Raw genomic sequence first — 25919 nt, forward strand, 5'->3', positions numbered from 1 at the left:
ATGTCGACATCACCCGCCCGTCAGTGGGGCCTCGAAGAAATCGTCTCCGGCTTGCGCGAGTCGCGCGAGGAGCTCCATCGCACGCGCCATCCGCGCGGCATCCGCGAACTGCCGTCGCGCGATGCAATCTGCAAGATTGTGACCGGCCTGCGCGCGTCGATGTTTCCGACGCACTACGGCGCGCCCGACCTGACCGACGAAAGCGTCGATTACTACGTCGGCCATACGCTCGAAAGTACGCTGCGCGTCCTGTCCGAGCAGATTCGCCGCGCGTTGCCGTTCCTGCCGGAGCATGTCGATACGCCGTTCGCCGAGCTCGATGAACGCGCGTTCGAGATCGCGCGCGAATTCGGCCGGCAATTGCCGGCGATCCGCGCGCTGCTCGTCAGCGACATCCAGGCCGCATATGCGGGCGATCCGGCCGCGCAGCACATCACCGAGATCCTGCTGTGCTACCCCGGCGTGCTCGCGATGATGCACCATCGGCTCGCGCATGCGCTGCACCAGCTCGGCGTGCCGCTGCTCGCGCGGTTCATCAATGAAATCGCACACTCGGCGACCGGCATCGACATCCACCCGGGCGCGCAGATCGGCCCGAGCTTCTTCATCGACCATGGCACGGGTGTCGTGATCGGCGAAACGGCGATCATCGGCGAGCGCGTGCGCGTGTACCAGGCCGTCACGCTCGGCGCGAAGAGTTTCCCGGCCGATGGCGAAGGCGCGCTGGTGAAGGGCAATGCACGGCACCCGGTCGTCGAGGACGACGTGGTGATCTATGCGGGCGCGACGATTCTCGGCCGCGTGACGATCGGGCGCGGCTCGGTGATCGGCGGCAACGTGTGGCTCACGCACAGCGTGCCGCCCGGCACGAGCGTCGCGCAGGGCAAGGTCCGCGAGGGCGGCAGCGCCGAGAAGCCGTAACGCGGCGGGCGGCGGCGCGCTCGATCCGAACGGGCGCGCGCCGTGCGTGCGTCAGTGCTTGCCGTCCGGCGAGCGGTGCTTGTACAGCACGTCCTGATCCACGCGGATCAGGTTCTGGCCCGCATCGACGACGAAATCCACGCCGTTGTACGCATTGCCCGTCAGCAGCAGGATCGCGCTTGCGACGTCGTCGGGGCCCGCGATGCGCGCGAGCGGCGTTGACGCGCGGCTCGCGTGTTCGAAGTCGGCCTGCGTCTGGTCGTCGCTCGGCAGCATCAGCCCCGGGAACACCGCATTCACGCGCAGCACCGGCGCGGACGATAGCGCGAGCATCTGCGTCAGGTTGCCGAGCGCGGCCTTCGCGACCGTGTAGCTGAAATGGTCGCGGTGGAAGTTTTCCTTGATCTTCTGGTCGACCACATTCACGACGACACCCTGCGTGCCGGCCGCGCGGGCCCGCTCGTAGAACGCACGCGTGAGCAGGATCGGCGCGCGGCAGTTGACGGCCCATGCCTGGTCGAACGCCGCGAGATCGAAGCTCGGGAAATGGTCCTGCCAGAACACCGACGCGTTGTTGACCAGCACGTCGAGGCGCCCGAAGCGCGCATAGACCTGCTCGATCAGCGCGGTGATCTGCGCGGCATCGGACAGATCGGCCTGCAGCGCCGCCGAATCGTGCCCGCGTTCGGCCATCGCATGGGCGGCGGCCCGCGCGGCATCGGCCGAACGGTCGTAGTGCACCGCCGTGCGATAGCCGTGCGCGGCGAAATACTCGGCGAACGCGCGCCCGGCCCGGCGCGCGGCGCCGGTCACGAGCACGACGGGCGCGTGCGCCGTTTGCTTCGTCTGCTCCATCAGGTATTCGTCAGGTTGACCGAGGAAGGATTCGCGACGATCGACAGGAATTCGCGACGCGTCGACGGATCGGTGCGGAACGTGCCGAGCATGCGCGACGTGACCATCTCGACGCCCGGCTTGTGCACGCCGCGCGTCGAGATGCACTGGTGCGCGGCCTCGAGAATCACGCCGACGCCCTTCGGCTGCAGCACGTCGAACAGCGTGTCGGCGATCTGCACGGTCATCTTTTCCTGGATCTGCAGGCGCTTCGCGAATGCGTCGACGAGGCGCGCGAGCTTCGAGATGCCGACGACGCGATGGTTCGGCAGATACGCGACGTGCGCGCGGCCGATGATCGGCACCATGTGGTGCTCGCAGTAGCTCTCGAAGCGGATGTCCTTCAGTACGATCATTTCGTCGTAGCCGTCGACTTCGCTGAACGTGCGCGCGAGGATGTCGCGCGGGTCCAGCGCATAGCCGGCGAAGAACTGCTCGTAGGCGCGCACGACGCGTGCGGGCGTGTCGAGCAGGCCTTCGCGCGCGGGATCGTCGCCGGCCCAGCGCAACAGCACGCGCACCGCGTCTTCCGCTTCTTCGCGGCTCGGCCGGGAGGCGACCGCCTCGGGCGGCGCGGATTTCTTTCCCTTACCCATGTAGTGGCTCCATCGAAGGCCGCGTGCGGCGGCCGATATCCGGCCATTGTTTCATGCTTTCGCCGGTCGTGCGTACGGGCCGTCGCGCCCGCTTTCTCACTTCGGCCATTCGTCCTGCTCGTCGTTGAACAGCGACGCGACGACGCCGCGCAGCCAGGCGGTGCGCGGGTCGTTGTGGTACTTGCGATGCCAGTGCTGCTTCAGGTCGAAGCGCGGCAGCGCGAGCGGCGGCTCGACGGGCACGATGAACGCGTGCTCGGCCGCATACGCATAGCCGATCGCATGCGGCACCGTCGCGATCAGGTCGGTGCGGCTCAGGATGAACGGCAGGCTCATGAAGTGCGGCGTTTCGAGTACCGCGCGGCGCTGCATGCGCTGCTTCGCCAGATATTTCTCGAGCACTTCCTGGCTGCGTCCTTCGGCGCGCACCACCGCATGCCCGCACGCGAGGAACTGCTCGACCGTGAACGGCGGCGTCTGCTCGAACGGATGGCCGCGCCGCATCAGGCAGACGAACCGGTGCGTGAACAGCCGCTGCTGGAAGAAGTTGTTGCCGTCGAGATCGGGGAAGTAGCCAACCGCGAGATCGATCGACCCGGCTTCGAGGCCGCGTCCGACTTCGTCGTGCGCGAGCGAGACCGAACGCAGGTTCGCGTGCGGCGCCAGCGTCGCGAACGCCTGCAGCAGTTTCGGCAGGAAGACGATCTCGCCGACGTCCGACAGCGCGATCGAGAACGTATGCGTGCTCGCGGCCGGGTCGAAATCGTGCGGCGCGACGAGGCCGCGCTCGATCTGCGCGAGCGCGTCGCGGGCGGCCGGCAGCAGCGCGAGCGCGCGCGGCGTCGGTTCCATCCCGCGCGACGTGCGCACGAACAGCGGATCGCCGAAGTACTCGCGCAGCCGGCCGAGCGCCGTGCTCACGCGCGGCTGGCTCACGCCGAGCAGGTCGCCGGCGCGGCTCACGTTGCGCGTGTCGTCGAGCGCGACGAGGTAGGGAATGAGGTTCAGATCGAGCGAATCCATCGGCGGGCCGGTATCTCCAAAACGTATACAACATATCTCCTGAATCGCGTTGCCGCATAGTCGGGAAAGCGCTCAAATGTGTTCCATTACTCGAACCAATTTGCTTTGCATGGGGCCCGACTAAGCGCTGAAGCGCTTAGTCGGGCCGACACAGCAACCATCTTGAGACAGCCCATGTCATGCGCCCTTGAAATCCGGCTGCCACCGCTCGCCCGAGCGGGCGATGGCATTGAGCGTGATGAGCAGTTTGCGCATGCACGCGACGAGGGCGACTTTTTTGGGCTTGCCGGCGGCGATCAGCCTCAGATAGCAGCTACGGATCAGCGGATTGAAGCGCGTGGCGACCAGTGCGGCGACGTACAGTACGCGTCGGACACTGGAGCGCCCGCCGAAGATATGGCGCTGCCCGCGCAGGGTGCCCGAATCGCGATTGATGGGTGCAAGCCCCGCAAGACTGGTGATCTGCTTGCGAGTGAGGTGTCCGAGTTCGGGCAGTTCAGCGATGAGTGTACTGGCGGTGGTCGGGCCAACGCCCTTGACCGATTGCAGCAAAGCCGACAGATCGGCGTAGCGTTCCTGAAGCACACGTTGTACGTCGTTATCGATGTCGGCCAACTGACTGAGCAAGGCCTCGATCATTGCCTCGATGCTGGCACGGGCCCGCTCGTGAGCGACGGCCAGGCGTTGCCGCTCGCTCACGAGCATGGCCACGAGTTGCCGTCGGCGCGTAACAAGTGCGACGAGCTCACGCTGCTCCTGAGTGGCCAACGCACGGGGCTGATGCCCCTGGGCATGCAACACGGCGGCGAACTCGGCCAATGCCCGCGCGTCAAGCCGATCGGTCTTGGCCAGTCGCCCCATAGCCCGCGCAAAATCACGTGCCTGGCGAGGGTTGATGACCGACACGGGCAATCCGACGCCCGCCAGCGCCACCGCGCAGGCTCGCTCGTAGCCGCCGGTGGCCTCAAGTATGACCAACGTAACTGTCTTGCGCCTGAGCCAGCGCAACAACTTCGCGTGTCCGGCTTCAGTGTTCTCGAACGCATGCGTCGAGGCGTCCGAGCAGCAGACTTCGACACTGTCCTTGGCGACATCGATACCGACGAAAACCGGTTGGCTCATGTTCATCGACTCCCAGCCTTATAGATGCGAAATGAGATCAATCAACCATTCGGGATAGCGTTAAACGAGGCAGCCACGACACGCCTTGAGCTGTGATTCGAGCTCGATGGCTCGCAGGAGACACAAGCTGTGCCATGGCCGCCAACCGGTAAGGCAGCCCGCCTCACGGCGGGCCACAACTGAAGTTTGAAGCAAATCGAAGATATAAGGAGACGAACAATGCGCACGCAAGTCGCGATCATCGGCGCCGGCCCGTCCGGTCTTCTACTTTCCCATCTGCTGCGCCTGCAAGGCGTCGATTCCATCCTCGTCGAAGCGCGTTCGCGCGAGTATTGCGAGAACCGCATCCGCGCCGGCGTGCTGGAGCAGGGCACGGTCGATACGCTGAACGAAGCCGGCCTCGGCGACCGGATGCGCCGCGAAGGGCTCGAACATCACGGCATCGAACTGCTGTTCTCGGGCCAGCGTCATCGCATCGACCTGTCCGCGCTGACCGGCGGGCGCGCGATCACCGTCTACAGCCAGCACGAAGTCGTGCGCGACCTGATCGCGGCGGGCGTCGAACACGGCCATCAGATGCATTTCGAAGTCAGCGACGTCGCGCTGCACGATGTCGAAAGCGAGCGCCCGTTCGTCACCTTCAAGCACGCGGACGGCCGCGCGGACCGCATCGACTGCGATTACATCGCCGGCTGCGACGGCTTCCACGGCGTCGCGCGCCAGACGATTCCCGCCGAGCGGCTGAATACGTTCGAGCGCGTCTACCCGTTCGCGTGGCTCGGCATCCTCGCCGACGCGGCGCCGTCGCTGGACGAACTCGTGTACGCGCATCACGACAACGGCTTCGCGCTGTTCTCGATGCGCTCGCCCACGGTCACGCGCCTGTACCTGCAGTGCCAGCCGGATGAAGACCTCGCCGAGTGGTCCGACGCACGGATCTGGGACGAGCTGCACACGCGCTTCTCGAACGACACCGGCTGGACGCCCACCGAGGGCCGGATCACGCAGAAGAGCGTGACGCCGATGCGCAGCTTCGTGTCGGAGACGATGCAGCACGGACGCCTGTTCCTCGCCGGCGACGCCGCGCACATCGTGCCGCCGACCGGCGCGAAGGGCATGAACCTCGCGGTGGCCGACGTCCGCGCGCTGTCCCGCGCGCTCGGCGCGCGCTACCGGACGGGCGACGCGACGCCGCTCGACGCCTATTCGGCGACCTGTCTCGAACGCGTATGGCGCGCCGAACACTTCTCGTACTTCATGACGAACATGCTGCATGCGTCGCCGGACGATTCGCCGTTCGTCAATCGCCTGAAGTTTGCCGAGCTGAAATACGTGACGCGTTCGCGGGCCGCCGCGCAGTCGCTCGCCGAAAACTACGTCGGCTTGCCGTTCGACGACGCGACGGCCCCCGAGGCAACCCGTCTTGACAACGCGCTGTGCGCCCCTCTATGATCGGCCCATCGTTCGCTAATCGAATCTAGGTTCGAATAGCGAACAAATACCGGGATCGACATCGGCCCCGGTGCGGCACGCGACACGCGCGTGTCCCCTCGACAGGCCGCGCACGAGCCGCGGGTTCGCATCAGGAAGAGACATGGTCAACAAGATTTTCGAATCGCTTCAGTCGGCGGTTGCCGACGTCCACGATGGCGCGACAATCATGATCGGAGGCTTCGGCACGGCCGGCATGCCGTCCGAGCTGATCGACGCGCTGATCGAACAGGGCGCGCGCGACCTGACGATCGTCAACAACAACGCGGGCAACGGCGAGACGGGCCTCGCGGCGCTCCTGAAGGCGAAAAAGGTGCGCAAGATCATCTGTTCGTTCCCGCGCCAGAGCGATTCGCAGGTGTTCGACGCGCTGTACCGCGCGGGCGAGATCGAGCTGGAACTCGTGCCGCAGGGCAACCTCGCGGAGCGCATTCGCGCGGCGGGCGCCGGCATCGGCGGTTTCTTCACGCCGACGGGTTACGGCACCAAGCTCGCGGAAGGCAAGGAAACGCGCGTGATCGACGGCAAGCCGTATGTGTTCGAAACGCCGATCCATGCCGATTTCGCGCTCGTGAAGGCGTACAAGGGCGATCGCTGGGGCAATCTCGTGTATCGCAAGACCGCGCGCAACTTCGGGCCGATCATGGCCAGCGCCGCGAAGATCGCGATCGTCCAGGTGTCGGAAGTCGTGCCGCTCGGCGCGCTGAACCCGGAACACATCGTGACGCCGGGCATTTTCGTCCAGCGTGTCGTCGAGGTGCCGCAGGCCGCGCACGCGGCCGAACTGGCCGCCGAACACGCCGCAGCGCAAGCCGCCTGATCGCCTTGAGGAAAACCGACATGAAACGACTGACCCGCGATGAAATGGCCAAGCGCGTCGCCCAGGACATCCCTGAAGGCGCGTACGTGAATCTCGGCATCGGCGTGCCGACGCTGGTGGCGAACCACCTCGATCGAAACAAGGAAATCTTCCTGCACAGCGAGAACGGCCTGCTCGGCATGGGCCCGGCGCCCGCGCCCGGCGAGGAAGACGACGAACTGATCAACGCCGGCAAGCAGCACGTGACGCTGCTCACCGGCGGCGCATATTTCCACCACTCGGATTCGTTCGCGATGATGCGCGGCGGCCACCTCGACTACTGCGTGCTCGGCGCGTTCCAGGTATCGGCGAACGGCGACCTCGCGAACTGGCATACGGGTGCGCCCGATGCGATTCCGGCCGTCGGCGGCGCGATGGACCTCGCGATCGGCGCGAAGCAGGTGTTCGTGATGATGGAGCACCTGACGAAGCAGGGCGAGAGCAAGATCGTCGCGCAGTGCTCGTATCCGGTTACCGGCGTGCAATGCGTGAGCCGCATCTACACCGATCTCGCCGTGCTCGACGTGACGGCCGACGGCCTCGCGGTGAGCGAGATCTTCACCGACCTGTCGTTCGACGAACTGCAGAAGCTGACCGGCGTGCCGCTGATCGACGCGACGCGAAAGGCCGCCGCCTGAACGGCAAGCATGCCGGCGCGCGCATTCGAGCGCACGCCGGCACGCTTGGGTAGACAATAGGCGCACGCCGTTTCCCCATTCCGATGCCATGCTCGAAGACAGCGCCCGTCTGACCTCCCTGATCTGCGGCACCGAGCCGCTCAACCGGATCTGGTCGCCCCGCGCGACGATCCAGCGAATGCTCGACGTCGAGGCCGCGCTCGCTCGCGCACTTGCCGCGCGGCAGGTGATTCCCGCCGCCGCGGTCGAGCCGATCGAACGCGCGTGCGACGCCGGCCGGCTCGACGCCGAGGCGCTCGCGCACGGTGCGGCGCTCGGCGGCAATCTCGCGATTCCGCTCGTCAAGCAACTCACCGCGCAAGTGAAGGCCGACGACCCCGAGGCCGCGAAGTTCGTGCACTGGGGCGCGACGAGCCAGGACATCATCGATACCGCGACCGTGCTGCAGTTGCGCGACACGCTCGACGTGCTCGAACCGATGCTCGACGAAGCCTGTGCGTCGCTCGCGGCGCTCGCGCGCACGCATCGCGCGACGCCGATGATCGGCCGCACGTGGCTGCAGCAGGCGCTGCCCATTACGCTCGGCCTCAAATTCGCCCAATGGCTCGATGCGCTGCTGCGCCATCGCGCGCGTTTTGCCGAGTTGCGCGAACGTGCGCTCGTGCTGCAGTTCGGCGGCGCCGCCGGCACGCTCGCGAGCCTGCGCGAACACGCGGCCGGCGTGAGCGCCGCGCTCGCGGCCGACCTGAAGCTCGCGGTGCCGGCCGTGCCGTGGCATACGCAGCGCGACCGCATCGCGGAAGCCGCGTCGTGCTTCGGGATGTTGACCGGTACGCTCGGCAAGATCGCACGCGACGTGTCGCTGCAGATGCAGACCGAAGTCGGCGAGCTGGGCGAACCGGCCGCCGCCGGCAAGGGCGGTTCGTCGACGATGCCGCACAAGCGCAACCCGGTCGGCTGCGCGGCCGTGCTGACGGCCGCCGTGCGTGCGCCGGGCCTCGTCGCGACCGTGTTCGCGGGGATGGTGCAGGAGCACGAGCGCGCACTCGGCGGCTGGCAGGCCGAATGGGATGCGTTGCCCGATCTCGCGCGCCTGACGGGCGGCGCGCTCGCGCAGATCGCGCAGATCGTCGCGGGCCTCGACGTGAATACCGACCGCCTCGCCGCGAACCTCGACCTCACGCACGGGCTGATCCTCGGCGAAGCCGTAATGCTCGCGCTCGGCGACCGCATCGGCCGGCTCGATGCACATCACGTCGTCGAGCACGCGTCGAAGGAGGCCGTGCGCACCGGCGCGACGCTGTTCGACGTGCTCGCCGCCGATGCGACCGTGTCGGCGCACCTGTCGCGCGACGCGCTCGCGCAACTGCTCGATCCCGCACATTACGTCGGCGAGGCGCAGGCCTTTGTCGATGCCGTGCTCGCGCTGCATGCGGGTGCGAAACAACCAGGAGAACATTGATGCCTTTCGCCACTGTCAACGGCGTGAAACTGCATTACCGGATCGACCGTGCCGCACGCGACGACGCGCCGTGGCTCGTCTTCTCGAATTCGCTCGGCGCCGACCTGCAGATGTGGGCGCCGCAGATTCGCCCGCTTGCGCAGCACTTCAACATCCTGCGCTACGACACGCGCGGCCACGGCCACTCCGACGCGCCGGCCGGTTCGTACACGATCGAGCAACTGGCGGGCGACGTGATCGGCCTGCTCGACCACATCGGCATCGAGCGCGCGCATTTCTGCGGGATCTCGATGGGCGGGCTGACCGGTGCCGCGCTCGCCGCGCGCTACCCGTCGCGCATCGTGCGCGCCGTGCTGTCGAATACCGCCGCGAAGATCGGCTCGCCGGAAGTGTGGGCGCCGCGTGCGCAGAAGGCGCGCGCCGAAGGCATGGCCGCGCTCGCCGACGCCGTGCTGCCGCGCTGGTTCACCGACGCATTCGTCGAGCGCGAGCCGCGCCTGTTCGATGCGATCCGCGACACCTTCGTGCATACCGACAAGGACGGCTATGCGGCGAACTGCGACGCGCTGAACGCGGCCGACCTGCGCGAGGAAGTGAAGGGCATTGCGTTGCCGGTGCTCGTCGTGACCGGTGCGAAGGACATGTCGACGCCGCCCGACCAGGGCCGCGCGCTTGCCGCCGCGATTCCCGGTGCGCTGCACGTCGAATTCGACGCCGCGCACATTTCGAACATCGAGTGCACCGGCGGTTTCAACCGCGCGCTGCTCGATTTCCTGACTGCGTGAGGCATCGGCGATGGATGACCAGGAACGTTATGAAGCAGGGATGAAGGTACGTCGCGCCGTGCTCGGCGACGCGCACGTCGACCGTTCGATCGAGAACCGCACCGAGGTGACCGACGAATTCCAGAACCTGATCACGCGTTATGCGTGGGGCGAGATCTGGACCCGCGACGGGCTGCCGCGCCATACGCGCAGCCTGCTGACTATCGCGATGATGGTGGCGTTGAACCGTGGCGAGGAACTGGCGCTGCACCTGCGCGCCGCGCGCAACAACGGCGTGACGCGCGACGAGATCAAGGAAGTGCTGCTGCAGACCGCGATCTATTGCGGCGTGCCGGCCGCGAATTCCGCGTTCCATCTCGCGGACAAGATCTTCAAGGAACAGGATGCGGCCGGCTGAGTGCCGGCGGTGATCCGATCGGGCGGCTCGCCGAGGTGGGCGAGCCGTCGTCGATGAAGAACGCGCCGGCAGCGAATCGGTGCGTGAACGAAGGAAAGGCGCGGCCACGAGGCCGCGCTTCTTGCATATATCAACGTTGCATGGGACCGGAGCGGGCGCTCAAGCGCGCGTTTCGGCCGACAAGGAGACTAGCGATGAGTCGCGCACCCGTGGTCGATGTCCAGACCTTCATCAACGAGCAGCCGTTCGGCGGTTTTCAATGGCTCGTGTTCCTCATGTGTTTCGTGATCGTGCTGCTCGACGGCTTCGATACGGCCGCGATCGGCTTCATCGCGCCGTCGTTGCTCGGCGAATGGAACCTCACCAAGCCCGATCTCGCGCCCGTGCTCAGCGCCGCGCTGTTCGGCCTCGCGTGCGGCGCGCTCGTGTCCGGCCCGCTGTCCGACCGGCTCGGCCGCCGCTCGCTGCTGCTCGGCTCGGTGTTCCTGTTCGGCGTCGCGTGCCTGATGTCCGCGTTCTCGAACACGATCGGGCACCTGATGATCCTTCGTTTCATCACAGGTGTGGGGCTCGGCGCCGCGATGCCGAACGCGGTCACGATGATGGGCGAATTCTGCCCGGACAAGCGCCGCGCGACCGTGATCAACCTGATGTTCTGCGGCTTCCCGCTCGGCGCCGCGTTCGGCGGTTTCCTGGCCGCGTGGATGATTCCGCATTTCGGCTGGCGCAGCGTGCTGATGCTCGGCGGCGTGACGCCGCTGCTGCTCGGCGTGCTGTTGCTGCTGAAGATGCCGGAATCGGTGCGCTTCATGGTCGCGACCGGCCAGGGCATCGACAGGATCCGCGCCACGCTCGCGCGCATCTCGCGCGACGCGCTGAACGCCGGTTCGTTCGCGTTGACCGAAGCCGCGCCGCAGACCGGCAGCAAGGGCCTCGGCGTCGTGCTGTCGCGCTCGTACATCGTCGGCTCGGTGATGCTGTGGCTCGCGTACTTCATGGGGCTCGTCATCTTCTACGCGTCGATCAACTGGATGCCGATCTTGCTGAAGGATGCGGGTCTGACGCCGAAGAGCGCGACGCTGATCTCGGCGCTGTTCCCGCTCGGCGGTGTGGGCGCCGTGCTGTGCGGCGTGCTGATGGACCGCTTCAACGCGAATCGCGTGATCGCCGTGTGCTACGCGCTGACGGCGGTGAGCGTGTATGCGATCGGGCAGGCGGCCGGCAACGTCGGGCTGCTGGTGCTGGTCGTGTTCGTGGCCGGCGTGCTGATGAACACCGCGCAATCGTCGATGCCGGCGCTGGCCGCCGCGTTCTATCCGACCGAGGGGCGAGGCACGGGTGTCGCGTGGATGCTCGGCGTCGGCCGGTTCGGCGGGATCGCCGGGTCGTTCCTCGTCGCCGAATTGACGCGCCGGCACTTCTCGTTCGCAGGCGTGTTCGCGACGATCGCCGTCGCGGGCGTGCTCGCGTGCGTCGCGCTGCTGATCAAGCAGATGGCGCGACCGCATGGCGTTGCGCAGCCGACGGGCAAGATCGAGTCGCTCGGGCATTGAGCGGCGGTGGGGCCGGGTGATGCGCCGGCCCCAAGCATGAGCGATTCAGGCCGGCCGCACGCAGAACGACCGGCGCACGACGATGGACCGGGCCGCCTTCGCGGCCCGTCGACATTTCGGCCGTCGCGCCGTTACTCCTCCGCGTCGTGCTCCTTGACGAAGTTGCGCAGATACGCGCGCAGCGCGGCTTCCCGGCCGCGATGATCGTCGTGGTTCGCGGCGCCCATCCCTTCCTCGTCGCCGAACAGCGTCGGCGGCGCGCAGTACGTGCCCACCTCGATGTTCTCGCGCAGCACGCGGATATCGTGCGTGAGCGGGCGATACTCGGCGATCCAGTGCATTCCTTCGATGTGCTCGCCCGTTCTCAGCATCGGCTTCATCGGCAATCTCCATGCAGAGCAGCGGTGCAACCGCCGAAGCGATTGCACGCGCCCGTACCGAAAGGGTACGCCTGCATCACGTGAAGCTCAACGGGCGCGCTCGTGAGCGCTTACTGCGGCAGCAAGTGCGCAATGAGCGGGTACAGCGACAGGATCAGCAGCACGGCCATCGTCACGTTGAAGAGGCGCAGCGCGCGGGGATTCGACAGGAAGCGACGCAGGCCGAGACCGAACGCGGCCCACAGGCAGATGCACGGGAAGCCGATCAGGATGAACACGACGGACATCCAGGCGGCGTTCATTCCGTAGTCGGCGGACAGGCGGATCGTCGTCGCGGCGGTCAGTACCATCATCCATGCCTTCGGGTTGACCCACTGGAACGCGGCGGCTTCGACGAACGTCATCGGCCGCGGTTTGGCGCCGTGCGCCTTCACTTCGCCGGACGTGCCGATCCGCCAGGCGAGGTACAACAGGTACGCGACGCTCGCGGCCTCGAGGATCGTGTACAGCAGCGGCAGGCGCTTGAACGCTTCGCCGAGGCCGAAGCCGACGCAGAGCATCAGGATCGCCACGCCGATGCTGATGCCGAACAGGTGCGGCATCGTGCGGCGGAAACCGAAGTTGACGCCGGACGCGAGCAGCATCGTGTTGTTGGGGCCGGGCGTGATCGACGTGACGAGCGCGAACAGCATGCCGGCGGGCAACGCGCTGAGGGTGAGGAATTCCATCGCGGACTCTCCATTCGGTTCGAGGCTGGGATGGAGATCAGTTTAGCGACGGGTTTATGTACAGTACCGGTACAGTTTGGTTGACGAATGCCGGTACGGGGAGAGAGTTGCTGAGGGCTGGGTGGGTTCTTTTTGTTGTTTCTCAGAAAAGATGTCCGCAGTCTCAATAAGTTGTCTTTGAATAATTGGCTACCTTTCATGCGTTGGGAATGTAACCCGCGTGGATAGGCAGAAAATGATCGGAGAATATTTGGCAATGACGGCCTACGACGCAATGTTTAATCGATGGTTTCGGATCGATGTCACCGCATTGGCGACGCTCCATCGTCGTTTCATGTCTGGGGCGTGTCTCCACAAGCCGATGGAGCTCGATGCTTTGTGCAGGGCGCAAGCCATCTGCCGAAGCTACTCGGCTCGTTCGGCTAACCCTCCCCGTGCAGGTCGATGTGGCACTTGAGCGCATCGCCAAGATTGGCTTCTACGGCCGCTCCGAGTCGGAGGTTGTCGCGATATTGCTTTAGCGAGAACTTGATCGAATCGCCGAGGATGGCTTTGTCGATTGTCTTGATGACCTGACGAAGTAGACCTAGAGGCTCTGTGCAGTCTTTCTGCGGCACGCACTTCCACTTGTCATACCAATCGTGGCGATGTGAGCCATGGCTATTTGTGTTGCTTTGCAACCCGGCCCGCACTTGTCCTGGGAGTGTAACTTTCGCGCAACGGATGCTTATCGGCCGGCCGGCACCGTTCATCCGTCACCGCAAATCTGCGCGTCGTTTGAACACCTATAGATTAATTTTCGTCGATTTCCTTGCGGACGCCGTTCAGAAGTTTGACGAATGAATCGACCCTACTCGAGAAACATACGAGCCAACACTTGTACAAAAAGGGAAATTATTTTCTTCTCATTTTCAGCGTTTCCATAACGCCTGACTCTATTTTTTGATTCGAACGAGGGTTCTTCCGCCTTTGTTGTTGCGGAGAAGAAGAAAAAATTTACTTGTCCGCCGGCTGGGTCACCACATACATTGGGAGATAGGACACGTGTAGGTGGAAGGCGATGACTCCATTCTCAAACGCATTGGTGCACTACCGAAAGCGAGCCGGCCTCAGTCAGACGAATGTGGCCAGGCAGCTTGGGGTCGCGATTCAATATGTCTGGAAGTTGGAACGCGCGGTTAAGCCGCCACCATCGACCGAACAAATCGAGCGGATTGCCGCGGTACTCGGCATGAGCAACGCCGATGTCGCTTCATTACTTGAAGCCGCTCTGGACTCGCAAAGGAAATTGCGGTTACCTGACGACCTGCACTCAGATACGTTGCGCCTGATCAATCGCTTGGTGCGAGCGTCGACGCGTCTAAGCGGTGACGAAGTCACCTTGCTTGATGAGCTGTTGGCGAGGCTGGATCGGTAACGTCATCCCGAAAATGCCTTTCCCCATCAACCTATTGAATTAGGAGTACTGCCTATTCGACAGAAAAGAAAAAACCAACCCTTTACGACGGATTGGTTCTTTCGACCCGACTGAGCGGGAGCACAACTGAAACCTAAGCGACTTCAGTATAGCTCCCCTCTCATCGGCGTCAAGGCCCAACTCGTCTCCTCGTTGCGTGGAAATGACATCCGCGCGGCCAGCGCTCGTCCATGCGGACTGGCGCCCCCCACATCCACGCGCCCGAAAGGGCGCAGGAGACATCATCATGCCTTCGTACGATACCCGCAGTGGCGGAAATTTTCGAGGTTTCACGCCCTCTGTCAAAAACGCTTGCTCGATGCCTTGGTATTCCCTGGCGGAAGAGGCGACGACCCTCTTGCTCGAGTTCAGCCCTGAGGTACTGCGCTTTCGTAGCGCTCAAGATAGAACATTTGTTCTTCGTGAGGCCGGCCAGCTTTTTCGGTACACGCCGGATTACGAGATTGTGCGGCGCGACAGTTCGACTGTCTTCGTCGAAGCCAAGCCAGCAAAGGATCTGCAGAAGCCTTCAGTGCAGGCCCGCATGGCGCGTGCGAGAGCCGTCCTTGCGGAGCATGGACACGCCCTTTTCATTTGGGATGAACGTACCTACATCTCCGGCACCCGCCACGAGACTCTGCGGCTCTTGCGGCCGTGGCTGGGGCGAATTTCGTCCGAACGGATCCGGGAAGCACAGTGGCTCGTTGAAAAGAAGTATCCGAAAACTTTCCGAAACCTCGTGCATCTGGCCCGTTCGCGCGACGTTGCGTTGACCTGGATCGCCAACGGCGCCGCGGGTATCGATCTCGATGTGCCGCTGACCTCCGACGCAGCCATTTACGTCGCTCCTTCGGAGGTGCGTCATGCAAAAATTTTTGCTTAAGCGTGGCGTAGAGTTCCGTGAGGGTGAGTATGTCTGGCGCGTTCAGACTGCGCTGCCCGATGGTCGAATCGAGCTCAGCTCCGACTACAGCTCGCCAATACGCCTGCACGAAACTGAAATATGGGCACGCCACGGTAATGGGACATGGTCCGTCAGTATCGAATCGCTACGTGAGACGGCTGCGTCACCGATTGTTGTTGCTCGACGTGATGTCACCACCTTCAAAGAAGAAGATCTTGTCGTGATGCGTGCGCGACTCGTCTACCTAAGAGCCGTCGAGGAGGCGAAGTGCTCGCGCGTCCACGAAGTCGAGACCGTCATCAAACGGGTGGCGTGTGAGGTTGGCGCATCGATACCGCCAACCTATCGATCCTTCTGTCGGTGGAGAAAACGCTACCAGCCGTCACGTGATGTCATGGACGTGGTGCCGCGCCATGAAAACAAGGGACGACGCGAAATCCTCGATGGTTCACTGCTCACGCTGGTGGAAGATGTCATCGAAACGCACTATCTCAACGGCCAGAAACTCAACGTCGCGAGATTGTACGATCAAGTAGAGGAGGCCATTGACGCTCATAACGAACGTGACCTGGAAAATCCGTTACCCACGATTAGTAGAGCGACGCTTTACCGTCATGTCGAGAAACTGAACAGCTATCTCGTCACCGCGGCCCGGGAGGGCCGCACCGAAGCACTGAAGCAGTATCGACCGGTGTTCCGTCGGCTCAAAACAAAACGACTCAACGAGCGGTGGGAGATTGACCACACGCCGGTGAACTTGCTGTGCGTCTGTGAGCGCACCCGTATGGTCATCGTTCGTCCCGTACTGACGCTCATCATCGACGCGCACACTCGCATGGTGATGGGGTTTCATATCGGGGCGCGCTCACCTGGCCAGGAGGAGGTCGGATGGGCAATGCAAATGGCCATGCTCAGCAAGTGCGATCTACTGAACCGATTAGGCCTGGGGCATCTTGAATGGTTGGCGCGAGGTGTAGCCGAGATGATCTTCGGTGACAACGCGTGGGAATTCCACGGCGGCGCCACACGAGCTGGCTGCGACGAGTTGGGGATTTCACTCGCGTACTGCCCGAGCCGTGCACCATGGTTCAAAGGCCGTGTGGAGCGGTTCATGCGCACGATAGCAGAACAACTCTTCCATTTGATTCCGGGAACGACTTGGTCGAATACCAAGGATCGAGGAGAGTACCCGTCCGAGAAGCTTGCGTGCGTGACCCTCGAACAGCTAACGGTGTTTGTCGTGCGCTGGATTGTGGAGTGTTACCAGCACGCGCCACATCGTGGCTTGAAGGGCAAGACACCGTTTCAGGCATGGCAGGAAAGCGCGCGGCTGACCCTCATCTACATGCCGGCCGATCCCGATCAGCTTTCCGTCGCGTTCTCGGACACCATCATGCGTCCGATCACGAACAGTGGCGTGACGTTTGATCACCTGTCGTACAACTCCAGTGCGTTGCAACTGCTTCGTCACAGCATATCGGACGACGAAAAAGTCAAGGTTCGGTATTTCAACGAGCAGACCGGCTACGTCTATGTCTATGACCCACGACAGAAGGAATACTTTCGCGTTGATTGTACCGATCCGGATTACACGAAGGACTTGACCAGATGGATGCACAACGAAGTCACTGGTGCCATGCGCGACAGCCGCATCGATATCAACCCTGTCGCGCTGCGTAAGGCACGTATTCGTCTCGCGGACGACATTGCCAAGGCGGAGCTCGATCAAAAACTCAAGAAGCGCAAATGGGTCGCGCAGATCAAGGGAAAGTCGAGCAAGGAAATTGTGTTCGGAGCCGCTGGCGGGACCGCCATGGGAAATTCTGCCCAGTCCGATCAAGCGGATTCCGTGGTCGTCAGATTCGATAGTGTTCCTGAATTTTCAGTCATGAAGCGTACCGAACGGTAAGGAGACCATCATGAAACGATTCAATGTCCGTAAAAGTATCGTCGAACATCCCGATTTCGTTGCTGCACTCAAGAGTATCGAGGACGTTCATCAGTGGTTGCGGGAATCCGGCGAGGCCGGTTGTCTGGCCACGATCGGAGAGTCTGGCGCCGGGAAGTCGACCGTGCTCGAGTGCTATCGCGCCAAATTCCCGGTGCGAGAGGAGGTCCTGCGCCGGCACGTACCCGTGCTCTACGTCATCGTGCCCGCAGTGCCAACCGTTCGATCTCTTGCAGAGGCGATCCTGATTGCCTTGGGCGAGATCCCGCAAGTCGGTCAATCGAGCGCGCGCCTGACGGAGCAGATTGTCAAGCTGGTACACGGTTGTGGCGTCGAGATCATCATGCTCGACGAGTTTCAGCACTTTGTCGAGGGCGATCGTCGTTCGTTGAGACAGGTCGCAAACTGGTTGAAGGTGCTGCTGGACCGGCTCCCCGCCGCTGTTGTGCTCGCCGGGCTTCCATCGCTGCTGGGTGTGCTGCGGGTCAACGGACAGTTGAGACGCCGTTTCTCGCGCGTGACGGAGATCCGTCGGTTCGATGTGAACACCCAGGAGGGCGCTCAGACGTTTATTGGTGTGATGCAGGCGCTTGCCAAGGATATGCCCCTGCCGATGATGGACATTGCTGACAAGCGGGTTGCGATGAAGCTGTACTACGCGAGTGCGGGCCTTGTGGATTACATGTGCAAGCTGTTGAACGGCGCTTACCAGATCGCCGAACGACGCGGTGCGAAAGCCGTCGCACTCCATGATTTCGCCGCAGCTTTCCGCGTTCACATCTGGAAAGATGCGCCCCCGTCGCGCAATCCCTTCGATGCGAAGTTCAATGGTGTGCCGCTCGACCAACCGGGTGAGCCGTTTGCGGGGGACGTGCAATGACGACCCCTCTTCTTCTTAGCGTTACGCCGCGTCGCGGCGAATCGCTCTCGTCGGTGCTGCATCGCGTTGCTGAAGTCAATGGGCTGAGTGGGCCAGGGATGGTGCTGCGACGGGCGGGCGTGGCAGCAGCTCGGCCGCGTTTCCCGTCGGAGGTCGATGCGCTTGCCCGTGTTTGCCGGCTTTCCCCGAAACTGGTCCGTGCGATGACACCGATGAGTATAGGCGCGATGGACTGTAACGGGGTGAAGCACCCGAAGATCAGCTTGTACGGTCACTGGGTTGAGCCTGATGCAATCCTGGTTGGCGCCAACGAGCGCGTATGCCCGGTGTGTATCGCGGAGCACCGACATGTGCTGGGCGTGAATGCTTACGTATTCGCGACGTGCTGCGCTGTCCACGACGTCCAACTCCTCGATCGCTGTCCGAGCTGTCGACGTGATGTGTCCTCCATGCGACCGGGTCTGGCGCGTTGTCACTGCGGGATGGATCTCGGCTCGGCCGCGTGTCGACCCCCGACGCCGGACGAGTTGATGATCACTCGGCTCATCGATCGACGCTGGCGCATGAGCTTTGAGCATGACGTGCCGGACTGTCCGCCAGGCGTCCCTTCCGATTTCGTCGCGCTTGACCTTGGGGAGTTGCTGCGTGTGCTTTCGTTTCTGTATCGCGTCAGCGGTGCAACAAGCGGATCGACAGACAAGGGGCTGCGCTCGAAGGCCATTCATGAGCTTGCGCCGCGCATGCAGAAAATCGGACGGATCATGTCGGACTGGCCTCGGGGATTCGCGGAACTGGTCAACGCAGAACGGCAATACCGGCCTCGGTCGGGTTCGATCCTGAGTTCGGTCAAAAGCGTTGAGCACATTTCCTTGCGTTTGTTCACGGAGTTGCCGGAGCCGCCGTTCGCGTTCCTTCATCGCGCATTGGTCGACGCAATAGGCGGTCCGGTGATGCAGGCCGTGTGACGTGGTGTTGTCGATGACCCGTGGCGATCCGATTCAAATCGGATCGTCACGGGTTCCGACGTGGGACTTCGAATCTGAGCGAGGTGGACATCATGAAAACGTGTCGTTGTGGCACATGGCGATCCGAATGTATGGTCGAGCGCGTGCCTGAAGTGGTCTGGAACAAGCTCGTGAATCTTGTGCAGAAAATGGTCAACGAGTCAGGCGAGCCGGAGGGATTTGATGCGAAAAAGTGGTTGTGTACGTGGCTGCACGAAGAGGTTCCGTCACTCGGGTGGAGGAAGCCGGTCACGTATCTAGATACCGCCGACGGAGAGGAACTGGTGGCCCGGACGCTGCTGAGTATGCAGACAGGCGCCTATCGCTAGGAACGAGCACCTCATCGATCTGGAGTTCGATATGGAAAATCGCAGTTGGCCATCGTATTCCGTCCGACCGGCGAATGCGATGTTACGGCTACCGCTCGCGCTTCGCGTCGAACCGTTTCCCGACGAGTCGTTGTCGTCGGTGCTCATGCGCCTGGTGGATGCCAACGGTCTGAGAAGCGTTGGGGCGTTGCTGCGCGACGCCGGTTGCATTGCATTCGGTCCGTTGGTTTCCGCCGAGATTGCGGAATTGTCTCGTGTTTGCCGGATCGGTCAATCGACGATGAGATCGATGTGTCCGGTCGAAGGTGGTGGGCGAGCACGAGGGACCGCCTTCAGTTACGCGGTGGGGCGTCACGTGATTGAGGCGAGGCATTTGCTTGTTCGAGAGCGCGAGCGGATTTGTCCGCTGTGCCTTCTAGGCGGCGGCATCATGCTTGCGTCACATCGTCTTACGTGGATGACGGCATGTCTCGTGCATGCCGTTCAATTGCTTGATGTCTGTCCGCAGTGCGAGAAGCCGATCATGATGACGCGCCCAAACATGATGCGATGCCGATGTGGTTTCGATTTTTCTCGCATTGAACCCGCGGCATCTGCACTAGAGGAAACTGAGAACGCGAGCTATCTGGACCAGTGCTGGCGCGTGCCGCCAACGACAGGATCCGAACTTTCCGAACGACTGACGGCAGTAGAGAAGCGAGTGGCCCGGCAACATACCGTTCTAACAAAAAGGGGCAACGACTTGGTCGACCGGCGGGGAGTTCCGTTGCATCAGCTACGGAGCGCATTGGGCTTCAACTGATTCGCGTGGAGGCTGAACTTGCTGCGGCAGTCGATCGGTATCAGAGACTCGAACATCGTGACGCGATTGCCAAGGATGACCGAGATGAACTGTATCGACGACTCCCTCACTTAGTCCCGAAGATCCAAAGGCTTGATGCTTCGCCGGCTCACTGCCATTCGATACTGTAACGATGAACACAGTGCACGCCTTTCGTCCGCCCCTGCTTCCGTACAGGGTAGTCATAGATTACGCGCATGATGTGGTTTTCTACGCAGTAAAGCGCTGCACCGATCGCGGTAGGTTTCGTCCCGAACGGAGCAACGGCTAACCGACTACACCCCGATCCCTGGAGCCCGGATTGCACTTTCGCGAGTAGTTGATATGCGCCCAATGGATCATTTGCACCGCTGAAGCTCACGCGAGGACTAGAGTGTGTGAGTAGGCTCGTATTTGCCATGAGCGAATGTAGATCCCAGGTGCTCTGGAACGGTGGCACACCGAACACGACGGTCACAGTCTTGTAGAAATTTCCATCGTCATCTTGAAGCACGCGTAGTACCCGCGTTCCCTCGAATCCGAGGAACGCAACGAGATGCGCCTTGTTGTTGGCTGACAAGGCCGCCGCAAATTGCGGAATCGGCCGACGCTCGCCAAAGGTCTCCGTCAACTGGTACGCCACCGCCTCGTTGACTTCCTGAACCTTTTTGACGTACTCGGCGGGCTCGGCGTAGATGAATGAGCAAGCTGGCTTCCGGTTAGGCGAAAAGTGCCGGTAGGCATAGAGCAACAATGCCATTTCAGGAAATTCCATCGTCGTCGCATCGATGACAATGGTTCGGGCGGCGTAGTCCAGCGGAATGCTTTCCAGTTCGTCACTCCGATAGCACTTGTCAGCGATAGTCAGAGAGAACGTCTGTGAATCGTAACTGACCCGGAGTGAGCGTTTCGCGGCGCCCGTGCTGATCTTGACCGACGCCTGGCTCCGGTCATCCAGTTGATCGTTGCCATGAAAGGCAATGTCAAACTCGTCGCCTTGCTTGAGGTCGCCCGCAACGATCACTTCCTGTTTGAGGAATCGCATGCTGCTTCCTAAAAGAGCTGAGCCGTGGAGCCCACCTTAGGATCCACGTCGTCCGGATCAACGAGCGACTTCAATACCATCTCGAACTGCTCATACGAGCCCGTAAGGATTATGTTCACCTGCCCTGCAGTCAGCATTGCTTTCTTCTTCTTCCGATAGCTGATATTGAAGTGAGGGCAGTAGATTTGATTCAATATCCAGTCGGCCTGAGAGACGTCGTAATTGGTCTTACTTTTCGTCTCTTTCTCTTCATACAGCACCGACCAAATTTTCGCTTCCCTGAGAATCTGAACTGAGGTTGCAGACAGGTGAACCTGGTCCGCCTCGTCGATAGAGAAGTGGTTGATCTCCGTTTCGCTCTGGCTTCGGCGCCGATTGAATGCCTCGAATAACTGACCGAGTCGACGGGCAATGTCCAAAAGCTTCTCACCGTGCGATCCGACTTGGGCGATGCTTTGTAGCAGTGCGTCAGAGACTTGCCTTGCTGCCCGCGCCTGAATTTCCGGGTCTACTACGATCGCCGATTTGCCCACGGATTCTACTTCGGCGGCGTCTCGGCGCTCGTAGGCCAACAGCAGGGTGACGTGACACAGTTCTTGAAAGAAGCGCAAATTAGGTGTGGCAAGCCGGCAGAAGCGATCGAAGCCTGCGTAGAGAATATTCGGTCGCTGCGGCAAGCCGGCGTGCAAATGGAACAAGCAACCGTATAGGTTATTGTCGGTCCATCCGCCACTCTTATAGAAGGGATCATCGTCGCTCTTTTTCGCCTGCTTGTACAGGTCGATGACTGCCCTCGGCTCCTTCCTCTTGCGATTCAGCAAGGCGCCAAGTACCACGCTCGCCTCAGGTTTGCCTTTATCGATAAGCGTTTCGGCCTTATATTCCCCGTCCAATCCAGAGAAGACCAACCCTTTCTCAACCATCTCCTTCAAGCGCCGGAAGAGCGGTTCATCTTTCATGACGATTTCCGCAATGTCCGGCGCAGTCAGGTCAGGAAGAATGGTTCGCACGGTGCCAACCACCTGATCCCGATAGGTCTTGGTTAGGCGGTCGGCTAGGTACTTTGGATCGTTCAGTTTGTCGATGTCGAACTTTTCGCAATCGAAATTTAGTCCTTGCCGATGCAGCCGCAACAGCACGAGCTCGGCCGCCAAGAGCTCAAAGTCCTTATTCGGCTCCGCGAGCTCTTGCTCGAGATCAATTTCCCGCAGATCATGGACCAGGGAGATTCTCTCCTCACTGCTCGTCTTGAAATCCGTCACTGCATCGCGTTTGTGCGCAATGTTCACGATTGTACGAATTGACGGATGCTTGATTGCGTCACAGATGACTCCGCGCTGCAGCTCCGTCAAATTCTCAAATTCGTCGACAAATATGCGCAGTGAAAAATTCTTAAGTCGATCATTAGATTGCGCGATCACTTCAGCAATGCGTGACATCACCTGATTGAACGACAACAGCATCGGCATTGGCGCATTGCGAGGATTTTGCACCCACATCTCGACGCCAACCATTTCGGTTTCAACATACCTTTTCAGATCGATGATTTTTTCAACGCGACCGCCGAAATAATTTTTTATTGCGTCCGTCAACGCCAAATCGGAGAAGCTCAACCGGCCATGGGAAAAATCTGCCTGCGCGATGCTTTCCGACGCAGCGCACAACTCCCAGAGGAGCTGGAGTGTCACATAATGAGAAAACGCCAGCTTTGCATTGATGCCACGGTCTCAATAATTGCGAGTCTGAGGGCACAGCAAAAGACATACGAGAGTCGATGGCTCCAAGGACGGGGCACGCGGGAACAGAAATCTGCCGCCCTTGAGCTTGTAGGGCTCTACAATCTCGCCAGTGCGGCTGACCGGATGGCGTCGTACACGATAACTGGACGCAGTGAGGGTGCATCAGATATTGGCGCGCAAACTGACATGCAGTTCGAGCGTGCAATCGAGGCGTTTGAGCGCGCTCGCTCGTTAGATTTGCTCGACGTTGGGATTTTGTTGCATGCTGCCGCGAAGCAGTTGATAGCTAACTCGGTTCGCACCGCGGTTCGAGGTGCAAATTCTCTAACGCAGCGATTTGCTAATTACCTTGTAAATCGACCACACAATCCAATATTCGAACTGCTTCCGCCTCAGCGGGCTGCCTTGGCTGAGGAAGGGCTCATTTCAACAGCCCGCCGCTCGATAGTCGTAAATTTACCGACATCTAGTGGAAAGACGCTTATTGCAGAATTCTCAATACTGCAAGCGATAAATGACCTGGGCAGCTCTAAAGGTTTTGTTGCTTACATCGCGCCAACACGTGCTCTAGTCAATCAAATCTCGGCGAAGTTACGTCATGATTTCGGAGAGTTGGGTTTACGCGTTGAACGCCTATCTCCGGCATTGGAATTCGATTCTATCGAAGCAGCTATTTTGGACGCTGAGTCCGCTGAGAATGCCGAACCACCGGTCAATGTGCTTGTTTGCACACCCGAGAAATTTGATTTGCTGATGCGTCGCGATGACATACGCGACAAGCTCGGCGTGCTTGCATTGGTCGTTGTCGATGAAGCGCACAATGTAGGTGGCTCAGACGACCGTGCCATCAAACTTGAATTGCTGTTGGCGATGCTGAATCGAGAGCATCGAGACGCGCGCTTTCTACTTCTGACGCCGTTTATTAAGAACGCGAAGGAGGTCGCGACGTGGCTCGACCAGGTAAATTATCAGGATTACTCCATTGCGGCGGATTGGGTGCCGAATGATAGAGTCGTCGGTCTCGCCCTGCCCCCTCGCGATAAGGCGAAGCGTGGGAAACTGCTAGAGGATATTCGATTTCGCACGCTTCATACGCCGAGGCGGACACTTTTCGTCGATGAAGTGGTGACGCTTCCCGGCGTGAGCCCATTGCTTGAGCTTACGGAATCCGTATCCAAGACTGCGGTAAATAGGCTTGCTGTTGCTACTACTCAGGTTTTGAGTACGCGTGGCCCTACAGTTTTGTTGTGCGGTCGCGTTGACGCGACATGGGATGCTGCGAAAACGCTGGCGATGTATTTTGACAATCTTGGCGAGCAGTCAAATACAAGACGGGCTCTTGCTGCACGCTTTGTTGAATATGAGTTGGGAAAGGACTTTCCATTGGCCGACTACATAAACGTCGGTGTTGCGGTCCACCATTCAGGATTGCCTGAGGAGGTTGCCCAATTCATTGAGCTGCTTTTTTCCGAACGACAGCTTCACACTCTTTGCTCAACCACCACACTTGCGCAAGGGGTGAATTTCCCGATTTCGAACTTAGTGTTGGCGACGATTTCCCAACCGTATAAGTCGAAGATGGATTACTCCGAGTTCTGGAATATTGCTGGACGCGTGGGGCGTGTTGACCAGGAAGCCGTCGGTGTTGTCGCACTCGCTAGCAGCACGCAAGAGCAGCAAACCAAGCATGAGCAATTTGTAAGTGAAGCTCTCGAGAATCTCGCGTCGAGGCTACTTGCAATGGCACAAAAGCTGTATGACGAGCGCGCCCTAAAAGGGCTAAGGGATTTCGTGTGGCAACCGGAATGGTCAGCCTTCGCTCAGTTCATTACTCACACGTTCCGGCGTGTCGGCCCCGTGAAATTTGCAGATGAGTTGGAGCTTATCTTGCGCGGGACATTGGGCTACAAAGCTCTCCGTGAGAACAATACGGTGCTGGCGCGACACCTGCTGATTCAAACGCAGCAATATGCACAAGGCTTTGCCTCGGACATGGGGGCGGTCAAGTTAGTCGATTCGACAGGATTCTCTATAGAAAGTGTTCGTCGTGCGCTGAGTGACTTAGCACAAGTTCATGCGCCTGAATCACTCTTGAGCGGAAGTCTACTGTTTAATGGAAAAAATAGGACTTTGAAGGAAGTCATGGGAATTTTGCTCAAGATTCCGGAAATTCGCGAGAATCTGGAATTTGGCAAGGGCTCGGATGGCAGCAAGTTAGCGTTCATGGTTGCAGATTGGGTGAACGGCCGCCCCATTCCTGACATTGCGAAGGAGTACTTCGAGGGTGAAACAGACGTAGAGAAAATTACGGAATGTATGAGAAACGTAAAGAAGATATCTACGTCCGCATCATGGGGGCTTGCTTCATTGATATCGATGAAGTTCGGTACGAGCCTTGAGTCAATGAGTGACGAACAGCGCCGCGAGGCGGCTAATGTTCCATCTATGGCCTTGTATGGTGTCAATCGCGACTCCGCGATCGCTTTGCGTAGTGCCGGGGTGCCACGCAATGCCGCGTTGGGCCTTGCTGCTAGGTCGTCACTTGGACAGGGCGGAAGCGTTTATCGATTGCGCGAAGAATTAAAAGGCAGTCATGAAACGTGGGCGATTGCCCTTGGGAAGCAGCGTGGCGCAGACTATCACCAAGTATGGTCTATGTTAGAAGGTGTTTGACGAGCGTAGGTTAATTATTTGTGCGCGGTCTTTTGCTGTATGCGCATTAAATGGATTTGTCATGTATCTAGCTGTTATGTCCTATTCCCTGTCGTGGCGGGGGAACCGAATATTGCTTATTTAAATTTAATGGCGAGAAAATCCGTCTGACCATTTTGCCCAGTGGCCTGTCGGGAATCGGTCAGTTCATTTTCGGGCGTCCGCGATATTCCGCAGGCGGGGACTTTATCTCCTTTGCGGCCGATGTATTGTCGGTCGACTTGAACAGAGAG

24 protein-coding genes are annotated in these 25919 nt (G+C 60.8%); 16 read left to right on the forward strand and 8 right to left on the reverse strand.

The window, feature by feature from the left end; all coding sequences use genetic code 11:
• Entirely contained in the window at positions 1 to 921 is a 921-nt protein-coding gene (epsC, locus tag CFB46_RS19475) for a serine O-acetyltransferase EpsC (protein WP_089500900.1), read from the forward strand.
• Between the two features lie 51 nt (positions 922 to 972).
• Here epsC and CFB46_RS19480 read toward each other — a convergent pair whose 3' ends face one another.
• The 4 genes from CFB46_RS19480 to CFB46_RS19495 form a co-directional block, all read right to left on the reverse strand.
• Entirely contained in the window at positions 973 to 1776 is an 804-nt protein-coding gene (locus tag CFB46_RS19480; protein WP_089500901.1) for an SDR family oxidoreductase, read from the reverse strand.
• Positions 1776 to 2411, reverse strand: a complete 636-nt coding sequence (gene folE, locus CFB46_RS19485; protein ID WP_089500902.1) for a GTP cyclohydrolase I FolE — start codon at positions 2409 to 2411, stop codon at positions 1776 to 1778. Before folE ends, CFB46_RS19480 begins: the two co-directional genes overlap by 1 nt.
• Before the next feature lie 96 nt (positions 2412 to 2507).
• Positions 2508 to 3434, reverse strand: a complete 927-nt coding sequence (locus CFB46_RS19490; RefSeq protein WP_027781853.1) for a LysR family transcriptional regulator — start codon at positions 3432 to 3434, stop codon at positions 2508 to 2510.
• A gap of 177 nt (positions 3435 to 3611) precedes the next feature.
• Complete coding sequence (locus tag CFB46_RS19495) at positions 3612 to 4562, reverse strand: IS110 family transposase (RefSeq protein ID WP_373558197.1); 951 nt, start codon at positions 4560 to 4562, stop codon at positions 3612 to 3614.
• A gap of 213 nt (positions 4563 to 4775) precedes the next feature.
• Here CFB46_RS19495 and pobA point away from each other — a divergent pair, with 213 nt between their 5' ends.
• The 7 genes from pobA (at position 4776) to CFB46_RS19530 (ending at position 11741) form a co-directional block, all read left to right on the forward strand.
• Positions 4776 to 6008 carry a 4-hydroxybenzoate 3-monooxygenase gene (gene pobA, locus CFB46_RS19500; protein WP_089500903.1) on the forward strand — a complete coding sequence of 411 codons (1233 nt, stop codon included), beginning with the start codon at positions 4776 to 4778 and terminating at the stop codon, positions 6006 to 6008.
• A 142-nt stretch (positions 6009 to 6150) separates the two neighbouring features.
• Positions 6151 to 6867 (forward strand): 3-oxoacid CoA-transferase subunit A, encoded by a 717-nt coding sequence (locus tag CFB46_RS19505; protein ID WP_089500904.1) that lies wholly within the window; start codon positions 6151 to 6153, stop codon positions 6865 to 6867.
• A gap of 20 nt (positions 6868 to 6887) precedes the next feature.
• The gene (locus CFB46_RS19510; protein ID WP_089500905.1) at positions 6888 to 7544 is read left to right on the forward strand and encodes a CoA transferase subunit B; all 657 of its coding nucleotides are present in this window, start codon (positions 6888 to 6890) and stop codon (positions 7542 to 7544) included.
• Between the two features lie 88 nt (positions 7545 to 7632).
• A complete protein-coding gene (locus CFB46_RS19515) occupies positions 7633 to 9006 on the forward strand; it encodes a 3-carboxy-cis,cis-muconate cycloisomerase (protein WP_089500906.1) in 1374 nt (457 codons plus the stop codon).
• Entirely contained in the window at positions 9006 to 9791 is a 786-nt protein-coding gene (pcaD, locus tag CFB46_RS19520) for a 3-oxoadipate enol-lactonase (RefSeq protein WP_089500907.1), read from the forward strand. The genes CFB46_RS19515 and pcaD overlap by 1 nt, the downstream gene beginning before the upstream one ends.
• 10 nt (positions 9792 to 9801) lie before the next feature.
• A complete protein-coding gene (pcaC, locus tag CFB46_RS19525) occupies positions 9802 to 10188 on the forward strand; it encodes a 4-carboxymuconolactone decarboxylase (protein ID WP_006480129.1) in 387 nt (128 codons plus the stop codon).
• A gap of 194 nt (positions 10189 to 10382) precedes the next feature.
• A complete protein-coding gene (locus CFB46_RS19530; RefSeq protein WP_089500908.1) occupies positions 10383 to 11741 on the forward strand; it encodes an MFS transporter in 1359 nt (452 codons plus the stop codon).
• Positions 11742 to 11872: 131 nt separating this feature from the next.
• Here the strand turns inward: CFB46_RS19530 and CFB46_RS19535 are convergent, their stop codons facing one another.
• Both CFB46_RS19535 and CFB46_RS19540 read right to left on the reverse strand, forming a co-directional pair.
• Positions 11873 to 12121 (reverse strand): hypothetical protein, encoded by a 249-nt coding sequence (locus CFB46_RS19535; RefSeq protein ID WP_089502259.1) that lies wholly within the window; start codon positions 12119 to 12121, stop codon positions 11873 to 11875.
• Positions 12122 to 12231: 110 nt separating this feature from the next.
• Complete coding sequence (locus tag CFB46_RS19540) at positions 12232 to 12849, reverse strand: LysE family translocator (protein WP_089500909.1); 618 nt, start codon at positions 12847 to 12849, stop codon at positions 12232 to 12234.
• A gap of 1060 nt (positions 12850 to 13909) precedes the next feature.
• On the opposite strand from CFB46_RS19540, the gene CFB46_RS19550 reads away from it, so the two are divergent.
• The 7 genes from CFB46_RS19550 to CFB46_RS19580 all read left to right on the forward strand — a co-directional run bounded on the left by CFB46_RS19550 (position 13910) and on the right by CFB46_RS19580 (position 20172).
• A complete protein-coding gene (locus CFB46_RS19550) occupies positions 13910 to 14266 on the forward strand; it encodes a helix-turn-helix domain-containing protein (RefSeq protein WP_089500911.1) in 357 nt (118 codons plus the stop codon).
• A gap of 286 nt (positions 14267 to 14552) precedes the next feature.
• A complete protein-coding gene (locus CFB46_RS36470; RefSeq protein WP_226200259.1) occupies positions 14553 to 15188 on the forward strand; it encodes a hypothetical protein in 636 nt (211 codons plus the stop codon).
• Complete coding sequence (locus CFB46_RS19560; RefSeq protein WP_089500912.1) at positions 15169 to 17118, forward strand: Mu transposase C-terminal domain-containing protein; 1950 nt, start codon at positions 15169 to 15171, stop codon at positions 17116 to 17118. Before CFB46_RS36470 ends, CFB46_RS19560 begins: the two co-directional genes overlap by 20 nt.
• A gap of 10 nt (positions 17119 to 17128) precedes the next feature.
• Entirely contained in the window at positions 17129 to 18037 is a 909-nt protein-coding gene (locus CFB46_RS19565) for a TniB family NTP-binding protein (RefSeq protein ID WP_060183031.1), read from the forward strand.
• A complete protein-coding gene (locus CFB46_RS19570) occupies positions 18034 to 19002 on the forward strand; it encodes a TniQ family protein (protein WP_089500913.1) in 969 nt (322 codons plus the stop codon). The genes CFB46_RS19565 and CFB46_RS19570 overlap by 4 nt, the downstream gene beginning before the upstream one ends.
• Positions 19003 to 19133: 131 nt before the next feature.
• Positions 19134 to 19370, forward strand: a complete 237-nt coding sequence (locus CFB46_RS19575; RefSeq protein WP_089500914.1) for an antitoxin Xre/MbcA/ParS toxin-binding domain-containing protein — start codon at positions 19134 to 19136, stop codon at positions 19368 to 19370.
• Positions 19371 to 19401: 31 nt separating this feature from the next.
• On the forward strand, positions 19402 to 20172 hold the full coding sequence (locus CFB46_RS19580; RefSeq protein ID WP_089500915.1) for a TniQ family protein: 771 nt from the start codon (positions 19402 to 19404) through the stop codon (positions 20170 to 20172).
• 148 nt (positions 20173 to 20320) lie between these two features.
• On the opposite strand, the gene CFB46_RS19585 is transcribed toward CFB46_RS19580, so the two are convergent.
• Positions 20321 to 21235, reverse strand: coding sequence for a hypothetical protein (locus CFB46_RS19585; protein WP_089500916.1), 915 nt, complete (start codon positions 21233 to 21235; stop codon positions 20321 to 20323).
• Positions 21236 to 21243: 8 nt separating this feature from the next.
• Positions 21244 to 22953, reverse strand: coding sequence for an ORC-CDC6 family AAA ATPase (locus CFB46_RS19590; protein ID WP_441300183.1), 1710 nt, complete (start codon positions 22951 to 22953; stop codon positions 21244 to 21246).
• A 207-nt stretch (positions 22954 to 23160) separates the two neighbouring features.
• Here CFB46_RS19590 and CFB46_RS19595 point away from each other — a divergent pair, with 207 nt between their 5' ends.
• Complete coding sequence (locus CFB46_RS19595) at positions 23161 to 25647, forward strand: DEAD/DEAH box helicase (RefSeq protein ID WP_179235086.1); 2487 nt, start codon at positions 23161 to 23163, stop codon at positions 25645 to 25647.
• Positions 25648 to 25919 lie beyond the last annotated feature (272 nt).

This window comes from Burkholderia sp. HI2761, assembly GCF_002223355.1.
Lineage (GTDB): Bacteria > Pseudomonadota > Gammaproteobacteria > Burkholderiales > Burkholderiaceae > Burkholderia.